This window comes from Stappia sp. P2PMeth1 (assembly GCF_900185735.1).
In the GTDB taxonomy this organism is placed as follows: Bacteria; Pseudomonadota; Alphaproteobacteria; order Rhizobiales; family Stappiaceae; genus Stappia.
On sequence record NZ_FYAW01000061.1, the window covers coordinates 55,443 to 69,600 of the forward strand.

Sequence of the window (14,158 nt, forward strand, 5' to 3'; positions counted from 1 at the left end):
GAGCCGTGCCGTCACGCGAACCCGAGATCCGTGCGCAGCCGCTCCGCCCACTCCCGGCTCGTTGCGTCGGCGAGCTTGGCGACGTCCGGCGTGACGGTGTCCGCTGTTGCCGGATCGAGACCGAGCGCTTCAAGAACATGGCGCAGCGTCCCTCGCGGATCGGCCGAAAGCGCCTCATAGGTGAGGCGCAGCGGGGCGATGCCATGGCCCGTGAACCAGGCTTCCCAATCCCGGTCGGCGGTCACCATCGTGTCGTGGGTGCTGCGCAGCAGCGCGGCGTCGTAGACCGGCTCGCGCGGCGGCGACAACCGCTCCAACTCCGTGCCATCCGAGGCCCTGTGCCACAGCCCGCTCTGTTGCGCCTTCACATAGGAAACCGCCTGGCCAATCTTGTCGAGACGTGTCAGGTGAATGAACAGCGTCGGGCCGAAGGCCGCTTCAAGGCGCGCGGCATCGTCCGGTCGGTCCGGGTGGAGAACCGCGAGTTTCTCGCTGAAGAAGGCGAAGCTGTGCCGCTGCAGGCGCAGGCCGAACAGGCCGGTGCCGCCGCGCCCACGCTCGAGGGCAGAGGTGAAGATCTGGGCGAGCATGTCGCGCTCGCCGCGTTCCTTTTCGCCGGAAAGACCGAAGCGCTCGCGCCAGTCGTCCAGCGACGGCTCATGAAACAGGGATGCCGGCCTGCCGGCGACGCCGGTCGCGGCCAGAAGCCGGCACAGCAGTGTGCTGCCGCTGCGCGGTGAGGTGCAGAGAATGTAGGACTGGAAAGATGGCATTGGCGAAAGGCAGGTCGGATTCGGGAAAAGAATCCTTCCCCCCTTTCGTGACAGCAACGTGACGCGTCTTGCTCGGGAACGCGTTATCTGCGGAAAGTCAGATCGACGGTGCCGACCGTGATGCCGTATTTCCGCACCTCTGCCGTGTTGCGCAAGGTGCGGGCGTCGACGCGGGTCAGCGTGTCGAAGAAGCGCACCGCCACCGGGCCGCTCTCGGTCTCCAGCCTGGCCGCATAGTCGAAGCGGATGCTCGACCCGCCGGTGGTGATCGTCACCGGGTTGAGCACGTCTGAACGGGTGGCGATATAGCGGTTCTCCGCCACCTTCTGGAAGAACCAGACCTTGGTGTCACGCTCGCCGTCCGCGAACCGAAAGTCCTCGCGAAGCCGGAGCGTGAAGGTCTTCGGGTTCCAGGTGCCGTGGGTAACCACGGTGAAGGGGCGGCGGATGCCGGCGATCCGGCTCTCGAACACGCCTTCCCCGACAGTGCGTCCCCGGAAAAACTCCTCCAGCACCAGTGGCTTGCCGTCTGCATGGGCAGAGCCGGCAGCGAGCACCGGGAGCAGGAGGAGAAACGCGAGCACGGCCGCCAGAGCGGGAATGTTGGCGCGGGCCGCCTCGCGGCAGAAGATCAGCGCGGGCATGGTAACCTCCGTAACCGGCCTGGGCAGCCTGCTGCTGCCCTTGATACCGTTTACGGCGGCTGGCCCGCGCCGGATCGCTTCTCAGTCCGTGGCGCCGGCCACCTTCAGCGCGAAGGCATAGACCAGGGCCACTTCCTTGAGCCGGTCGAAGCGGCCCGAGGCGCCGCCATGGCCGGCTTCCATGTTGGTCTTCAGGAAGAGGGCGGCCTCGTTGCTGCGTCGCTCGCGCAGGCGCGCGACCCACTTGGCCGGCTCCCAATAGGTGACTCGCGGATCGGTGAGGCCGGCCACTGCCAGGATCGGCGGATAGGCCTGCGCCGCTACATTGTCGTAAGGCGAGTAGGCGGCAATCGTCCGATAGTCCTCTTGCGACGCGATGGGATTGCCCCATTCCGGCCATTCGGGCGGCGTCAGCGGCAGCGTGTCGTCGAGCATGGTGTTGAGCACGTCGACGAAGGGCACCTCGGCGATGATGCCGCCGAAGGCCTCCGGCGCCATGTTGACGACCGCGCCCATCAACATGCCGCCGGCCGAGCCGCCCTGCGCGATGATGCGGTCGGACGAGGTGAAGCCCTCGTCCGCCAGATATCGGGCGGCGGCGATGAAGTCGGTGAACGTGTTCATCTTCTCCTGCCGGCGACCGTCCCTGTACCAGCGGAACCCCTTGTCCTTGCCGCCGCGGACATGCGCGATGGCATAGACGAAGCCGCGGTCGACGAGCGACAGGCAATTGGTGTTGAAGCTCGCCGGGATGGTGATGCCGTAGGAGCCGTAACCGTAGAGCAGGCAGGGCGAGCTGCCGTCCAGCGGCGTGTCCTTGCGGTAGAGCAGCGACACCGGCACCGTCTCGCCGTCGCCGGCCGGCACCTGGAGCCGCCGCGTCACATAGGCCTGCGGATCGTGGCCGGACGGAACCTCCTGCGTCTTGCGCAGGGTGCGCGCGCGCGTCTCCATGTCGTAGTCGAACACCTGGGCCGGCGTCGTCATCGACGAGTAGGAGAAGCGGATCCGGTTGGTGTTGAACTCGTAGCCGTCGGAAAGCCCGAGCGAATAAGCCTCCTCGTCGAAGGCGATGGCATGTTCCAGCCCGTCGGCGATGCGGCGCACGACGATGCGCGGCAGCCCGTCCTCGCGCTCCAGCCGCACCATGTGCTTGGCGTAGCAGGTGAAGGAGAGGATCAGCCGCCCCTCGCGATGCGGCACCACGTCCCGCCAGGCCTCCGGGCCGGCGCCCGCGCGCAGAGCGGCGAGCGGCAGACTCATGATGCGGAAGTCCTCCGCCCCGCCGTGATTGGTCAGGATCAGCAGCGTGTCGCCGCCGTCGTCCTCCACCGAATACTCGGTGCCGGTGATGCGCTCCGCCACCGTGACGGGGGCGTCAAGCGGCGCATCGGCCGGGATCAGGCGGACCTCGGAGGTCTCGTGGTCGTGGATGTCGATGGTCAGCAAGCGGCCGGACTGGGTCTTGCCGATGCTCATGAAGAAGCCCGGATCGGCCTCCTCGTAGACCAGCACGTCGCCGGCCGGGTCGGTGCCGACCTCATGACGGAACAGCTTCGAGGGCCGGTGGTTGGCATCGAGCCGCACATAGAAGAGATAGCGGCCGCAGGCGGACCAGACGCCGCCGCCGCCGGTGTCCTCGATCCGCTGGTCGAGATCGCGCCCGCTGGCAAGGTCCCGCACCAGGAGGGTGTAGAACTCCGAGCCGGTGTCGTCGAAGGCCCAGGCAAGGCGCGAATGGTCGGGCGAGTGCATGGCGCCGCCGAGACGGAAATAGGCCTTGCCCGCTGCCTCCTTGTCGCCGTCGATCAGGATCTCCTCGGCTTCGCCGCCGCGCTCGGCCGTCTCGCGCGCCATGCGGACGAGGCGCGGATGCTGGCCGCCGGCGATATAGGCAAAGCCATAGGCATAGGGCCCGTCGGCCATCGGCACGCTGCTGTCGTCTTCCTTGATCCGCCCCTTCATCTCGGAAAACAGCGTCTCCTGCAGGCCCTTGGTGTCGGCCATGCCGGCTTCGAGATGAGCGTTCTCCGCTTCCAGATAGGCGCGGATGGCGGGATCGAGCGTGTCGGGCGCCCGCATCACCTCCTGCCAGTTCTCCGCGCGGAGCCAGTGGTAGGGATCCTCGCGGGCGATGCCATGGGCGATGAGGGTGAGGGGGCGCTGGTCCGCCCGCGGCGCCGGCGCAGCCGCGGCATCGGAAAGGGGGCTGTGAGGTGTCTTCAACATGGAGCGGAGGTAGGCGCTTTCGTGGGGCTTGGCAAGAGCGGCGCCCGCTTGCGCGCGTGCGCATCCTCAGTCTTCGCGCCCGGTGCACAAGCGCGCTGCTGTGTGATAAAAGCACGACCATGAGCGACAGGTCCACAACGCTGCAGCCGTCCGCGAAGACGCGGACGGAGCGGCCGCGCCTTTACAAGGTGCTGCTTCTCAACGACGACTTCACGCCGCGCGAATTCGTCGTGGCGGTGCTCGCGGCGGAATTCCGCATGAGCGAGGACGAGGCGGTGCGGGTGATGCTCACCGCGCATCAACAGGGCGTGTGCGTCGTTGCCGTCTTTCCGCGCGACGTCGCCGAGACCAAGGCGACCCGCGCGACCGAGGCCGGGCGCGCCAACGGCTTTCCGCTGCGCTTCGAGACCGAGCCGGAGACCTGAAGCCTCACCCCTTAGCGGGCGCGCAGATAGAGCCGGTCGCTGGACAGGTCGAGCACCATCCGGTAGCCCAGTTCCTCCAGCCGGCGATGGGTCGCGCGTCCGTCCGGCGCACCGGCGAAATAGCCCTTGCTGAACTCCATGTAGATCAGCGTCGGCCGCACCGGCCCCAGGCTCGACAGCACAGCGGCCTCCGCGCCCTCGATATCCATGTGCAGCAGGTCGATGGCGGTGATGCCGAGCCGGGCACACAGCGTGTCGAAGCGCCGCCCTTCCACCTGCGTCGCCGCCTGCTGCGCCACATGGGAGAAGCGGCTGCGATAGGTGTCGGTATGGGCGTAGAGCGAGCCCTGGCCGTACACTTCTCCATCGATGGTCGCCGGATGCCAGTCGACCGGCCCGTCCGTGGCACAGGCGGCACAGTTGAGCACCTCAACCCGCTCGCCGGCGAGATTGTTGCTGACCAGCGCGAAACGCTGCGGGTCGGCCTCCACCGTCACCACCCGGCAATCGGGGAAGGCACGGGCGAAGCGGAAGGCGTCGCCGCCGTCGAAGGAGCCGAGGTCGACGATCACCTTCGGAGCGATGCCGAGTTCGCCGAACCAGGCCGGATTGAAGCGCGAATGATAAAGCTGGCGCGCCCCGCCGGCGGTGATCACCTCGTCATGCCCGTCGGCAAGGGGAGGCGAGACCAGCCCGGCGCGGCGGGCACGAAAACGATTGGCAAGTTTGCGAAGGCTCACGCAGCGGACTCCGGGCCGGGACCTTCCGCTTCTATAGCGCATGCCGCAGTGGCGCGACATGGGGAAGTCCCCGGAGGAGCGCTGGAATCACGGGATAACGCTGCGTCTTTTTAGCCCGGACCCAGGGCTTCCGGATCACTTGGCCGGGCAGGCCACGTCGCCGGTGCGCGCCGCGCCCGTCCCCTCGATGGTCACGTTGGCGGAGCCCGCCGCGACGCAGCCCTGTGCCGGCGCGACGAAGCGCACGGCCGGCTCGCCTTCGACGAAAACGCCCGGCACCGGCTCGAACAGGCCCGGCGGACAGGCCGCCACATCCGACAGGCGCAAGGCGGGACGGCCGTTGATCATCACCGATGCGGCGCCCGTGACCGCGCAGGCCGGCAGCTCCTGCGCCGCCGCCGGCAGGACGGGGAGCAGAAACAGCAACGCGAGAGCGATCCGGACAGGTCGCCCGGAAAGCGCCGCTCCCGCGACCGCATGGGGCCGCATCGCCTGAGCCTTGGAAGGTGCGGCCATGCTCCAGTCGGGCCTCTCTGTTTCGTCGTATGAGGGTCTGGCTCTAGGTCGTGAACTCATAATTCTGGCGAGAAACGGCCTGCGCGAGCCTGATCGGATACAAGGAGCAAGGCCGCAGGAAACCGTCCGGTTTTCAAGGGTTTGCGACGCTGTTGCCGGCAGGTTCGCACAGACCTGAAGGGCGTCGGTCCGGCATCACATTGCGGCGTCGGACCGCTCGGCCGGGGGACCTGCCCCGGCCGTCGCGCTCCTCCTGGCATATCATTGCCGGGCCAGACGCCGTTTCCGGCACAATTATGAGTCCACGACCTAGGCCAGCCGTTTTTCCGGTCTCTCCAGATGATCCTACAGTCAGTATGCTTTCGTCTCTGGATGCCTAGCGAACCTTGTCGCTTCGGATCATATTCCACCAAATTTATCCGTGTGCTAATAATTCCCCTGAGGAAGGGGAACGACAGAAACAATGGAATGAATCGGCGAGCGTCGAGCGATCTGAAGCAATGCTGGCGGTCGCAGGCTAGGCTTGCCTGGACTGGATAGTATTTTGATCTCTCGGGCGCCATCATCTGCATTGGAAGTGTCGTCTGTATTTTTATGTTCCTTGAAATCACTCGCGTAAAGAAGTCCGCTCGTCCAAAGCCCCAGCTCATGACGCCAGTTGATCGGTGCGAGCTGGAAGTGTCGGTTATGTCGAGGAAAGCCGATGATAGATATTTCATTGGAGCAATATAACCGCATTATTGAGGCAATCTACAAGGCGCCGATGACCGGCAATTGGCAGGCTCTCATCGAGGTTCTGTCTGAGGCGATGGGGGGAATCCACACGCAGTTCTTCGGGTACGACATCTTGGCACAGAGGCAGGTCTCGCTTCAGTGCGAAAGGTACGACCCTGCCATGATCGAAGTATACGCCGCTCACTACTACGACAAAAATGCATGGTTGCCCGGCATCGCGCGCTCGCAGATCGGCAAGGCCAACTATAGCGAGAGCTATTGTTCGACAGAGGAACTCATCAAGACCGAGTTCTTCAACGACTGGATACGCCCGCAGGAGGAAATCGGCGGCGGCGGCGGAATTGTCCTGTTCAACGATGGCGGCCGCTTCGTCGTGCTTGGCGGCAACATACGCTTCCGTGATCGGGACCGAAAGGAACGGCAGTGGATCGATCTGCTCGACATGCTGGCGCCGCATCTGCGCCGTGCATTCCAATCCTGGCGGGCCCTCGCCGAGGCGCAACGCGTCGGCCAAGGCTATCAAGAGGCACTGGATCGGTCCGGTTATGCCGTTTTCCTGCTATCCAGCGACGGCCGCGTACTGCACGGCAACAGGTCCGCCGAAGAGCTGTCCGCGAGAGGCGATCTGTTTCATTTCGATGCATTCCGCAGTCTGCGAACCTTCGATCCGCGAGCCAACGAGATGATCGTGGGTGCGTTGGCAGCCCTGCGCGCAGGGCTTGCGGGGCGTGTGCCGGATGTCTTCCCGATTTGCGACAAGGAACATCGGCAGCCGCATGTGGCGATGGTCTTACCCTTTCCGTCCGGCAGTGAGACGACGGTCGAACTCTCCGGCCTGCTCGGCAACGCGATGGCTGCTGCGATGCTTGTGGTCAAGGACCCGTCGCGAGGGTCGCTTGCGGGTGCACATCTGCTGGCTTCGCTGTTCGGACTGACACCGGCGGAAACTGCCCTGGCGACCGCGCTTGCCGACGGACTCTCCCTCAAAGCCTATGCTGAGCAGCGTTCGCTGAGCATTCACACCGTGCGCAACCAACTCCAGTCCGTGTTCTCGAAGACTGCCACGTCCCGCCAGAGCGAGTTGGTCAGGCTGCTGGATCGCCTCGGCGGGAGGTAGGCTGCGGGAACCTCAGGGGTGGCATCCGCTGCCCACTGGCGGGATTGGTGGCCCACGTTGGGGTGCCGGCTGCCATGGAGCCCGGCATGGTTCATTTGCATCATGACAACTTTAGGTGGTGAGAGGCAGCCTGCCCATCTTCCCGGCAGTCTATTGCCGAGGCAGATGAGCAGAAGCTTCGAGAACGGAGGAATTCAGAGATGAAGACTCTCACCATGGCAGCGGCCTGCCTGATCGGCCTCACATTCGCCGCATCGAATGGGGCGGCACAAGACATTGCTGCGTTCGATGCGGGCAAATGCGGCTCCATCGTGGTTGATGCGGGCACCAGTCCCATCAGCGATGCGATTTGGTGCGGTGGCGGCGGCGCGACCCTCACTGTCGCCCAGAATCAGTTCGACCACAATGGGGCGTTTGCTAACCCAGGGTGCACCAAATATACGGCGACGTATGGAGACATTCATCAGAACGAGTTGCTGAGACTTGCAACAGTCGATGCGAAGAAAGATGACTTCATCGAAGCGGTCGAAAAGATGGCCGCTTGTCAGTGCCACAATCCTCCGATCGAGCAGATGATGCGGGACAACGCGGAGAAGCTCGTGTGCTGGTTGCGGTCGCGGTAGGAAGTGCCCCGGTTCCTTGTGCTGCGATCGGCGCCTCAGATGATGGGGCGTGTCTCCATCATCTGCTGCCGGATCAGCCAATGGACGTCGCTGTGCTCGCTAAGAGGCCTTGAGGCCGGCGCTTCAAACTACCGCCCCGGACGGCCGCTCTTTTTCGGGCGGCCGCGGCGCTGGCGCTCCTCCGCCGGGTCCTCATAGGATCCCGTCCCGATCTTGCCGCGCACGACCGGCCTGACATCGTCTTCCGGAGAACTGCCGGGCTTCTTCGGCAGCGGTCCCTTGGACAGCGGTACCTCGGTGCGTCCGACGGTCATCTCGTCGAGCGTATTCTTCCGCACTTTCGAGGCGTTCGGCAAGTTGGCGCTGGCGCCGTATTTCTTTTCGCCCCGGAAACCGCCGCTGCGCTCCTCCACCATCGACTGGCGGGCCAGCGGATCGTCGGCCAGCGCCAGTTCCGTCTCCTGCAGCCGCTTGATCTCGTCGCGCAGCCGCGCGGCGGTCTCGAACTCGAGGTCCGCGGCCGCCTCGCGCATCTGCTTCTCGAGATCCTCGATATGCGCCTTGAGATTGTGGCCGACCAGGTTCCCGCTCTCGGCGAAGCCGGCATCGACCGTGACGTGGTCCTGCTCGTAGACCGACTGCAGGATGTCGCCGATGGACCGGCGCACGCTCTCCGGCGTGATGCCGTGCTCGGCATTGTAGGCCTCCTGCTTCTCGCGGCGGCGGTTGGTCTCGGCGATCGCCCGCTCCATCGACCCGGTCGTCCGGTCGGCATAGAGCACCACCCGGCCGTCGACATTTCGCGCCGCGCGGCCGATGGTCTGGATCAGCGACGTCTCGGAGCGCAGGAAGCCTTCCTTGTCGGCGTCGAGAATGGCGACCAGCCCGCATTCGGGAATGTCGAGGCCCTCGCGCAGCAGGTTGATGCCGACCAGCACGTCGAAGGCGCCGAGCCGCAGGTCGCGGATGATCTCGATGCGCTCCAGCGTGTCGATGTCGGAATGCATGTAGCGCACGCGCACGCCGTTCTCGTGCAGGTATTCGGTCAGGTCCTCGGCCATGCGCTTGGTCAGCACGGTGACCAGTGTGCGATAGCCCTTGGCCGCCACCGCGCGCACCTCGCCCAAGAGGTCGTCGACCTGCGAGGAGGCGGGGCGGATGTCGATCTGCGGATCGACGAGACCGGTCGGGCGGATGACCTGTTCGGCGAAGACGCCGCCGGCCTCCTCCATCTCCCAGGAGCCGGGCGTTGCCGACACGCAGACCGTCTGCGGCCGCATCGCGTCCCATTCCTCGAAGCGCAGCGGCCGGTTGTCCATGCAGGAGGGCAGGCGGAAGCCGTATTCCGCCAGCGTCGCCTTGCGGCGGAAGTCGCCGCGATACATGGCGCCGATCTGCGGAATGGTGACGTGACTCTCGTCGGCGAAGACCAGCGCGTTGTCCGGCAGGTATTCGAACAGGGTCGGCGGCGGCTCGCCGGGGTTGCGTCCGGTCAGGTAGCGCGAATAGTTCTCGATGCCGGCGCAGGAGCCGGTCGCCTCCAGCATTTCCAGGTCGAACAGCGTGCGCTGCTCCAGCCGCTGCGCTTCCAGCAGCCGGCCATGGGCGTTCAACTCCTCCAGCCGCTGCACCAGCTCCGCCTTGATCGACTTGACCGCCTGGGCCAGCGTCGGCTTCGGCGTCACATAATGCGAATTGGCGTAGATCTTGACGCTCTTCATCTCCGCCGACTTCTGACCCGTGAGCGGGTCGAATTCGGTGATCGCCTCGATCTCGTCGCCGAACATCGAGATGCGCCAGGCCCGGTCCTCGTAGTGCGCCGGGAAGATCTCGACCGTATCGCCGCGCACCCGGAAGGTGCCGCGCTGGAACGCCGCATCGTTGCGCTTGTATTGCAGCGCCACCAGATCGGCGAGCAACTGGCGCTGGTCGATGCGCTCGCCCACCTCGATGGCGAAGGTCATCGCAGTATAGGTCTCGACCGAGCCGATACCGTAGATGCAGGACACCGAGGCGACGATGATCACGTCGTCGCGCTCCAGCAGCGCCCGGGTGGCCGAGTGGCGCATCCGGTCGATCTGCTCGTTCACCGAGCTTTCCTTCTCGATATAGGTGTCGGTGCGCGGGACGTAGGCTTCCGGCTGATAGTAGTCGTAATAGGAGACGAAGTACTCGACCGCGTTGTCCGGAAAGAACGACTTGAATTCGCCGTAGAGCTGGGCCGCCAGCGTCTTGTTCGGCGCCAGGATCAGCGCCGGACGCTGGGTGCGGGCGATCACCTGCGCCATCGTGTAGGTCTTGCCCGAGCCGGTGACGCCGAGCAGCACCTGCGTCTTGTCGGCATTCTCCAGCCCCTCGACCAGGTCGGCGATGGCGGTGGGCTGGTCGCCGCGCGGCTCGTACTCGGAGACGAGCTTGATCGGAACGCCGCCTTCCGACTTCGCAGGCCGCTCCGGACGGTGCGGCACCCAGGCGACGCCGTTCTTGTGCAGCGGATTGCCGGAGGTGATCAGGTCGGTGAGCGCCTGCACCGTTGCCGTGTGGCCGGTGGTGCCGTCCGACATTTCCGGCGCCGGCTTCTTGCTCCCCTTCTGGCCCTTGCGCGCCTTCTTCGTCTCCGCCACCTGCTTCGCCAGCAGGGCTTCGGCGTCTTCCAGGCTCATGTCCAGCCCGGCGACGGGGTTGAGCCCGCCGGCTGCGCGCTCCCGCGGGGTGCTGGCGACGCCCATCGAGGTGCCGCGCGCCGTGCGCGCCGGCCTGGCCTCCTTCGTCGCCGGTTCCGCCGCGCTCCGCCCCTTGGGCGCAGGCTCGTCCTCGGTCAGTTGCCGCACCCAATCCGACACCGGGCCGCTGAGCGGTGCTCCCTCGAAGGCAGCCTGCGGCGCCTCGCCGAACCCTTGCGGCGGGGCATCGTCACGGTCCTCGGCGGGGCGGGGCTTGCCGGTTTTGCCGGAGGACGACGCAGAAGACGGGGAGGAGGTAGAGGGTCGCTTGGCCATGGCGGCAATATGGTCCCAAAGCCGCGTTTGGGAAACCCCGTGTTCCGGCTTTGTCCGCCGGAAACCCGCATCATGCTGACACAACGGTGTCAGGAGGGGACGGATTGAGATTTTCCTCTTGACCTGGAGCGCACCCCAGCTCCCAGGGTCCGAGGCTGGTTCCAACAGGAGACAGCTCCATGAGCGTTATTGAAGCGTTTTTTTCGGCCCTGACGAGCGGCGATGTGGAGAGGGTTCTGCCCTTCATCGCAGCGGACGCGATCATCGTCGGGGTTCGCGCGACATCCGACCCGCGCCTGCCGATCTACGGCACCTATCACGGACAGGAGGGGATGCGGGCCTTCCTTGGAGAGCTGCGCGCGGCCTTCGAAACGGAGGCCTTCGAGGTCGAGGATTCTCTGGAAAGCCCGAAGCTCGGCTTCGCATCGGGGCACTTCCGGCACCGCGTCCGCCACACCGGGCGCCTGTTCGTGTCCACTTGGGCCTTGCGAGCGAAGCTGTGCGACGGGAAGATCGAGCACTATCTGTTTTTCGAGGACACGGCCCGACTGGAAGCGGCCTTCGGGGTGTCGACGGCCGAGGCTGTGTGATGATGATAGGCGACCCGCCGCAGCGGACCGGCCTGAGAGCCGATACCCTGCGCCACTACGAGACGATCGGCTTATTCCCGCACCGCTGCGCGCGGAGAGCTCGATCTGAAGACGCGCCAGCTTTGCACGCCGGTTCACAGCACGGTCGCGGCGCTGGCGGTTCTGGGCGGCCAGACGGGCCCGCAACTCAAGATCAACATCGAGCATATGATCGCCGCTGGCGCCAGCCGAACGGAGATCATCGAGGCGATCTGGCAGATGGCCGTCTACGGCGGACTGCCCGCCTCCATCAACGGCCTCAATGCAGCACAGGAGGTCTTTCAGGCGGCGGACCGCGGCGGATAGGCCGCCTGGCGACATCTTGACGTGTGGCTTGTTAGGGTGAGCGTTTCACGCTCACCCCTCTCCCTTGTGCCCGTCATTGTGGCCGAGGCTCATGTCCGGCCAGACGAGGTCGCGGACGCGCGCCTTCAGCACCTTCGCCTCGGGAAAGCCGCCGTCCGCCTTGCGGTCCCATATGGTCGACCCGTCGCAGGTGATGGTGAAGGTGCCGCCGGTGCCGGGCACCAGCGTCACGGAGCCGATCTCCTCTGAGAAGGTCGAGAGCAGTTCCTGCGCCATCCAGGCGGCGCGCAGCATCCAGTTGCACTGGCGGCAATAGGTGATCGTCAGGGCGGGCTTTTGCGTGTCGGTCATGGGCTTTCGGCTGAAGGTCAGGGATGGGGGAGGGGCGGGCGCGTCCGGTCCGCTTGCTCGTGCGGTGGTCCCTGCGGCCGCCGGCTCTGGCTGGCGCCATTATCGCCCTGAGCGGCGCCGGAGCAAGCCTTGCGATGCCGAGCGGAAAAATCGAGATACCCTGTTGACCTGGAGCGCGCTCCAGCTCCCAGGATGCGAAGCCGTTGACACAGGAGACAGCCATATGATGATCGGTGAACTCGCGCGGCACAGCGGCCTCAGTGTCGATACGCTGCGCTACTACGAGAAGATCGGGCTGGTCCCGCCGCCCTTGCGGGATGCCGGCGGCCGGCGCGTCTATGACGCGGCAGCGCTCCGCTGGCTCGGCTTTCTGGAGCGGCTCAAGGCGACCGGCCTCGGCATGCGCGAGCGGATTCGCTATGCGGAATTGCGCGTGCGCCCTGGCGTTGCCTCGGTGCGCGAGCGTCGCGAGATGCTGGAGCAGCATCGCGACAAGGTGGCGGCGGATCTGCGACGCCTGACCGACACCCTTGCGCTGCTGGACGACAAGGTGGCGCTCTACCGCCGGATCGAGAGCGGCGAGGTGGCTGACCCGGTCGCGCCGATGGCGGAGGCAGCCATCGGCGGCGGCGCGGCCCGTCGCCGGAAGGAGGTCGCATGATCCCGGCGGCGCTGGAGAAGGGGAGACAGATCGTCGCCCGGCTCAATCCCGAGCTGGAGGAGGCGCTGGCTGAGCGCTATGACGCGCTGCTGCCGGGCTTTTCGGAAAGCCTGGTCGAATGGGCCTATGGCCGCCACTATGCGCGGGAGGGGCTCGACCTCAGGACGCGCCAGCTCTGCACGGTCGCGGCGCTGACGGTGCTCGGCGGCCAGACCGCGCCGCAGCTCAAGGTGAACATCGAGCATACGCTCGCGGCGGGAGCCAGCGAGACCGAAATCCTCGAGGCGATTTGGCAGATGGCGGTCTATGGCGGGCTGCCGGCGGCGATCAACGGGCTGAACGCGGCCCGCGAGGTCTTCGAGGCGAGGCGGATGCCAGGCGGTCCGGGCTGACCGTCCAAGCCGAGGAAAGCCGGACCGGCGACGAACGTCGCCGGTCCGGTCGGTGGCGGATTTACCCTTGCGCTGCAAGTGCCCGCGCGACGGCACTGGCCAGTGTTTCCGTCGGACGGCCGGTCAAGCGGGAGAGGGTGCGGCTGTCGTCGTGGAGCGCGCCCTTCCCCGCCGCCACATCGGCATCGGCCACCACACCGGCGAAGCCTTCCGGCAGTCCGGCCTGAACCAGCAGCGCAGAGAAATCGGCCTCGCTCATGCTGGCGAAACTCACCGGCTTGCCGCTCTGGCGGGCGATCTCGGCGGCCAGTTCGGCGCGGGTGAAGGCGCTGTCGCCGGCCAGCTCATAGGTCGTCGAGGAGGCCGGCGGATCGCGCAGGACCGCGGCCGCCGCTGCCGCATAATCCGCCCGCGCGGCGGCCGAAATTTGTCCCTCGCCAGACGCCCCCGCCACCGCGCCATGGGCGAGAGCGGCAGCGATATCGCCGAAGTAATTCTCGAAATACCAGCCGTTGCGCAGCAGCACGACCGTGCCGGGGTAGTCGGCAAGCAGTGCTTCCGTTGCCTTGTGCTCGTTCGCCAGCAGCATCGGCGAGTTGTCCGCGTGCAGGATGCTGGTATAGGCGAGAAGCTTGACGCCGGCCGCCTTTGCCGCCTCGATCACCGCCGCGTGCTGAGGCGCGCGCTTGCCGACTTCGCTGGAAGAGACGAGCAGCAGCCGGTCGACGCCGGCAAGCGCCGCCGCCAGCGTTTCCGGGGCATCATAATCGCCGCGCACCACCTCGATGCCGCGCGCGGCGAGATCGGCGGCCTTTTCCGGCGAGCGGACAAGGGCGCGGATCGTCTGCGGCGCCTCGCTCTTCGCAAGCTCGTCTATGACGAGGCGGCCAAGGGCGCCGCTGGCACCGGTCACTGCAAATCTGGTCATGGGTCACTCCGTGTGGGGTCACAGGGACGATCTTTCGGATCGGATGACATCCATATGCAGGGTGTACTTTCGAAATGTAAGTACGTACAT

General features: G+C 66.1%; 14 protein-coding genes and 1 pseudogene. 7 read left to right on the top strand and 8 right to left on the bottom strand.

Translation table 11 applies throughout. The annotated features are described in order from the left end of the window. Positions 1–11: 11 nt before the first annotated feature. The 3 genes from P2PM1_RS24925 to P2PM1_RS24935 form a co-directional block, all read right to left on the bottom strand. Complete coding sequence (locus P2PM1_RS24925; RefSeq protein WP_186390032.1) at positions 12–773, bottom strand: Stf0 family sulfotransferase; 762 nt, start codon at positions 771–773, stop codon at positions 12–14. Positions 774–856: 83 nt separating this feature from the next. Continuing rightward, complete coding sequence (locus tag P2PM1_RS24930; protein ID WP_186400962.1) at positions 857–1,417, bottom strand: DUF3833 family protein; 561 nt, start codon at positions 1,415–1,417, stop codon at positions 857–859. 81 nt (positions 1,418–1,498) lie between these two features. Next, on the bottom strand, positions 1,499–3,646 hold the full coding sequence (locus tag P2PM1_RS24935; RefSeq protein WP_186400963.1) for a S9 family peptidase: 2,148 nt from the start codon (positions 3,644–3,646) through the stop codon (positions 1,499–1,501). Positions 3,647–3,765: 119 nt separating this feature from the next. On the opposite strand from P2PM1_RS24935, the gene clpS reads away from it, so the two are divergent. After that, the gene (gene clpS, locus P2PM1_RS24940) at positions 3,766–4,071 is read left to right on the top strand and encodes an ATP-dependent Clp protease adapter ClpS (RefSeq protein ID WP_186390029.1); all 306 of its coding nucleotides are present in this window, start codon (positions 3,766–3,768) and stop codon (positions 4,069–4,071) included. Positions 4,072–4,082: 11 nt separating this feature from the next. Here clpS and P2PM1_RS24945 read toward each other — a convergent pair whose 3' ends face one another. Together P2PM1_RS24945 and P2PM1_RS24950 are read right to left on the bottom strand one after the other, a co-directional pair. Further along, on the bottom strand, positions 4,083–4,811 hold the full coding sequence (locus P2PM1_RS24945) for an FkbM family methyltransferase (RefSeq protein WP_186400964.1): 729 nt from the start codon (positions 4,809–4,811) through the stop codon (positions 4,083–4,085). 135 nt (positions 4,812–4,946) lie between these two features. Next, positions 4,947–5,237: a PAAR domain-containing protein gene (locus P2PM1_RS24950; protein WP_186400965.1), complete on the bottom strand. Its 291-nt coding sequence runs from the start codon at positions 5,235–5,237 to the stop codon at positions 4,947–4,949. A 793-nt stretch (positions 5,238–6,030) separates the two neighbouring features. On the opposite strand from P2PM1_RS24950, the gene P2PM1_RS24955 reads away from it, so the two are divergent. Beyond that, positions 6,031–7,179, top strand: coding sequence for a helix-turn-helix transcriptional regulator (locus P2PM1_RS24955; RefSeq protein WP_186400966.1), 1,149 nt, complete (start codon positions 6,031–6,033; stop codon positions 7,177–7,179). A 200-nt stretch (positions 7,180–7,379) separates the two neighbouring features. After that, on the top strand, positions 7,380–7,802 hold the full coding sequence (locus tag P2PM1_RS24960; protein ID WP_186400967.1) for a hypothetical protein: 423 nt from the start codon (positions 7,380–7,382) through the stop codon (positions 7,800–7,802). 434 nt (positions 7,803–8,236) lie between these two features. On the opposite strand, the pseudogene uvrB reads toward P2PM1_RS24960, so the two are convergent. Then, a pseudogene (gene uvrB / locus P2PM1_RS24965) lies at positions 8,237–10,573 on the bottom strand (excinuclease ABC subunit UvrB); the annotation flags it as partial. 407 nt (positions 10,574–10,980) lie between these two features. Here uvrB and P2PM1_RS24970 point away from each other — a divergent pair. Together P2PM1_RS24970 and P2PM1_RS24975 are read left to right on the top strand one after the other, a co-directional pair. Further along, a complete protein-coding gene (locus P2PM1_RS24970) occupies positions 10,981–11,391 on the top strand; it encodes a nuclear transport factor 2 family protein (protein ID WP_186390025.1) in 411 nt (136 codons plus the stop codon). Between the two features lie 42 nt (positions 11,392–11,433). Then, positions 11,434–11,736, top strand: coding sequence for a carboxymuconolactone decarboxylase family protein (locus P2PM1_RS24975; RefSeq protein WP_186400996.1), 303 nt, complete (start codon positions 11,434–11,436; stop codon positions 11,734–11,736). A gap of 51 nt (positions 11,737–11,787) precedes the next feature. Here P2PM1_RS24975 and P2PM1_RS24980 read toward each other — a convergent pair whose 3' ends face one another. Next, on the bottom strand, positions 11,788–12,087 hold the full coding sequence (locus P2PM1_RS24980) for a SelT/SelW/SelH family protein (protein ID WP_186400969.1): 300 nt from the start codon (positions 12,085–12,087) through the stop codon (positions 11,788–11,790). 223 nt (positions 12,088–12,310) lie between these two features. Between P2PM1_RS24980 and P2PM1_RS24985 the strand changes: the two genes are divergently transcribed. Both P2PM1_RS24985 and P2PM1_RS24990 read left to right on the top strand, forming a co-directional pair. Next, on the top strand, positions 12,311–12,748 hold the full coding sequence (locus P2PM1_RS24985; RefSeq protein ID WP_186400970.1) for a MerR family transcriptional regulator: 438 nt from the start codon (positions 12,311–12,313) through the stop codon (positions 12,746–12,748). After that, positions 12,745–13,140, top strand: coding sequence for a carboxymuconolactone decarboxylase family protein (locus P2PM1_RS24990; protein WP_186400971.1), 396 nt, complete (start codon positions 12,745–12,747; stop codon positions 13,138–13,140). Before P2PM1_RS24985 ends, P2PM1_RS24990 begins: the two co-directional genes overlap by 4 nt. 61 nt (positions 13,141–13,201) lie before the next feature. Here the strand turns inward: P2PM1_RS24990 and P2PM1_RS24995 are convergent, their stop codons facing one another. Then, entirely contained in the window at positions 13,202–14,068 is an 867-nt protein-coding gene (locus P2PM1_RS24995; RefSeq protein WP_186400972.1) for an NAD(P)H-binding protein, read from the bottom strand. Between the last annotated feature and the right edge of the window lie 90 nt (positions 14,069–14,158).

Excerpts from the sequence above, each read along its gene's own strand:
- P2PM1_RS24955 (WP_186400966.1), top strand. The coding sequence starts at position 6,031 with ATGATAGATATTTCATTGGAGCAATATAACCGCATTATTGAGGCAATC.
- clpS (WP_186390029.1), top strand. The coding sequence starts at position 3,766 with ATGAGCGACAGGTCCACAACGCTGCAGCCGTCCGCGAAGACGCGGACG.
- P2PM1_RS24935 (WP_186400963.1), bottom strand. The coding sequence starts at position 3,646 with ATGTTGAAGACACCTCACAGCCCCCTTTCCGATGCCGCGGCTGCGCCG.
- P2PM1_RS24960 (WP_186400967.1), top strand. The coding sequence starts at position 7,380 with ATGAAGACTCTCACCATGGCAGCGGCCTGCCTGATCGGCCTCACATTC.
- P2PM1_RS24990 (WP_186400971.1), top strand. The coding sequence starts at position 12,745 with ATGATCCCGGCGGCGCTGGAGAAGGGGAGACAGATCGTCGCCCGGCTC.
- P2PM1_RS24995 (WP_186400972.1), bottom strand. The coding sequence starts at position 14,068 with ATGACCAGATTTGCAGTGACCGGTGCCAGCGGCGCCCTTGGCCGCCTC.
- P2PM1_RS24925 (WP_186390032.1), bottom strand. The coding sequence starts at position 773 with ATGCCATCTTTCCAGTCCTACATTCTCTGCACCTCACCGCGCAGCGGC.
- P2PM1_RS24980 (WP_186400969.1), bottom strand. The coding sequence starts at position 12,087 with ATGACCGACACGCAAAAGCCCGCCCTGACGATCACCTATTGCCGCCAG.
- P2PM1_RS24985 (WP_186400970.1), top strand. The coding sequence starts at position 12,311 with ATGATGATCGGTGAACTCGCGCGGCACAGCGGCCTCAGTGTCGATACG.
- P2PM1_RS24930 (WP_186400962.1), bottom strand. The coding sequence starts at position 1,417 with ATGCCCGCGCTGATCTTCTGCCGCGAGGCGGCCCGCGCCAACATTCCC.
- P2PM1_RS24970 (WP_186390025.1), top strand. The coding sequence starts at position 10,981 with ATGAGCGTTATTGAAGCGTTTTTTTCGGCCCTGACGAGCGGCGATGTG.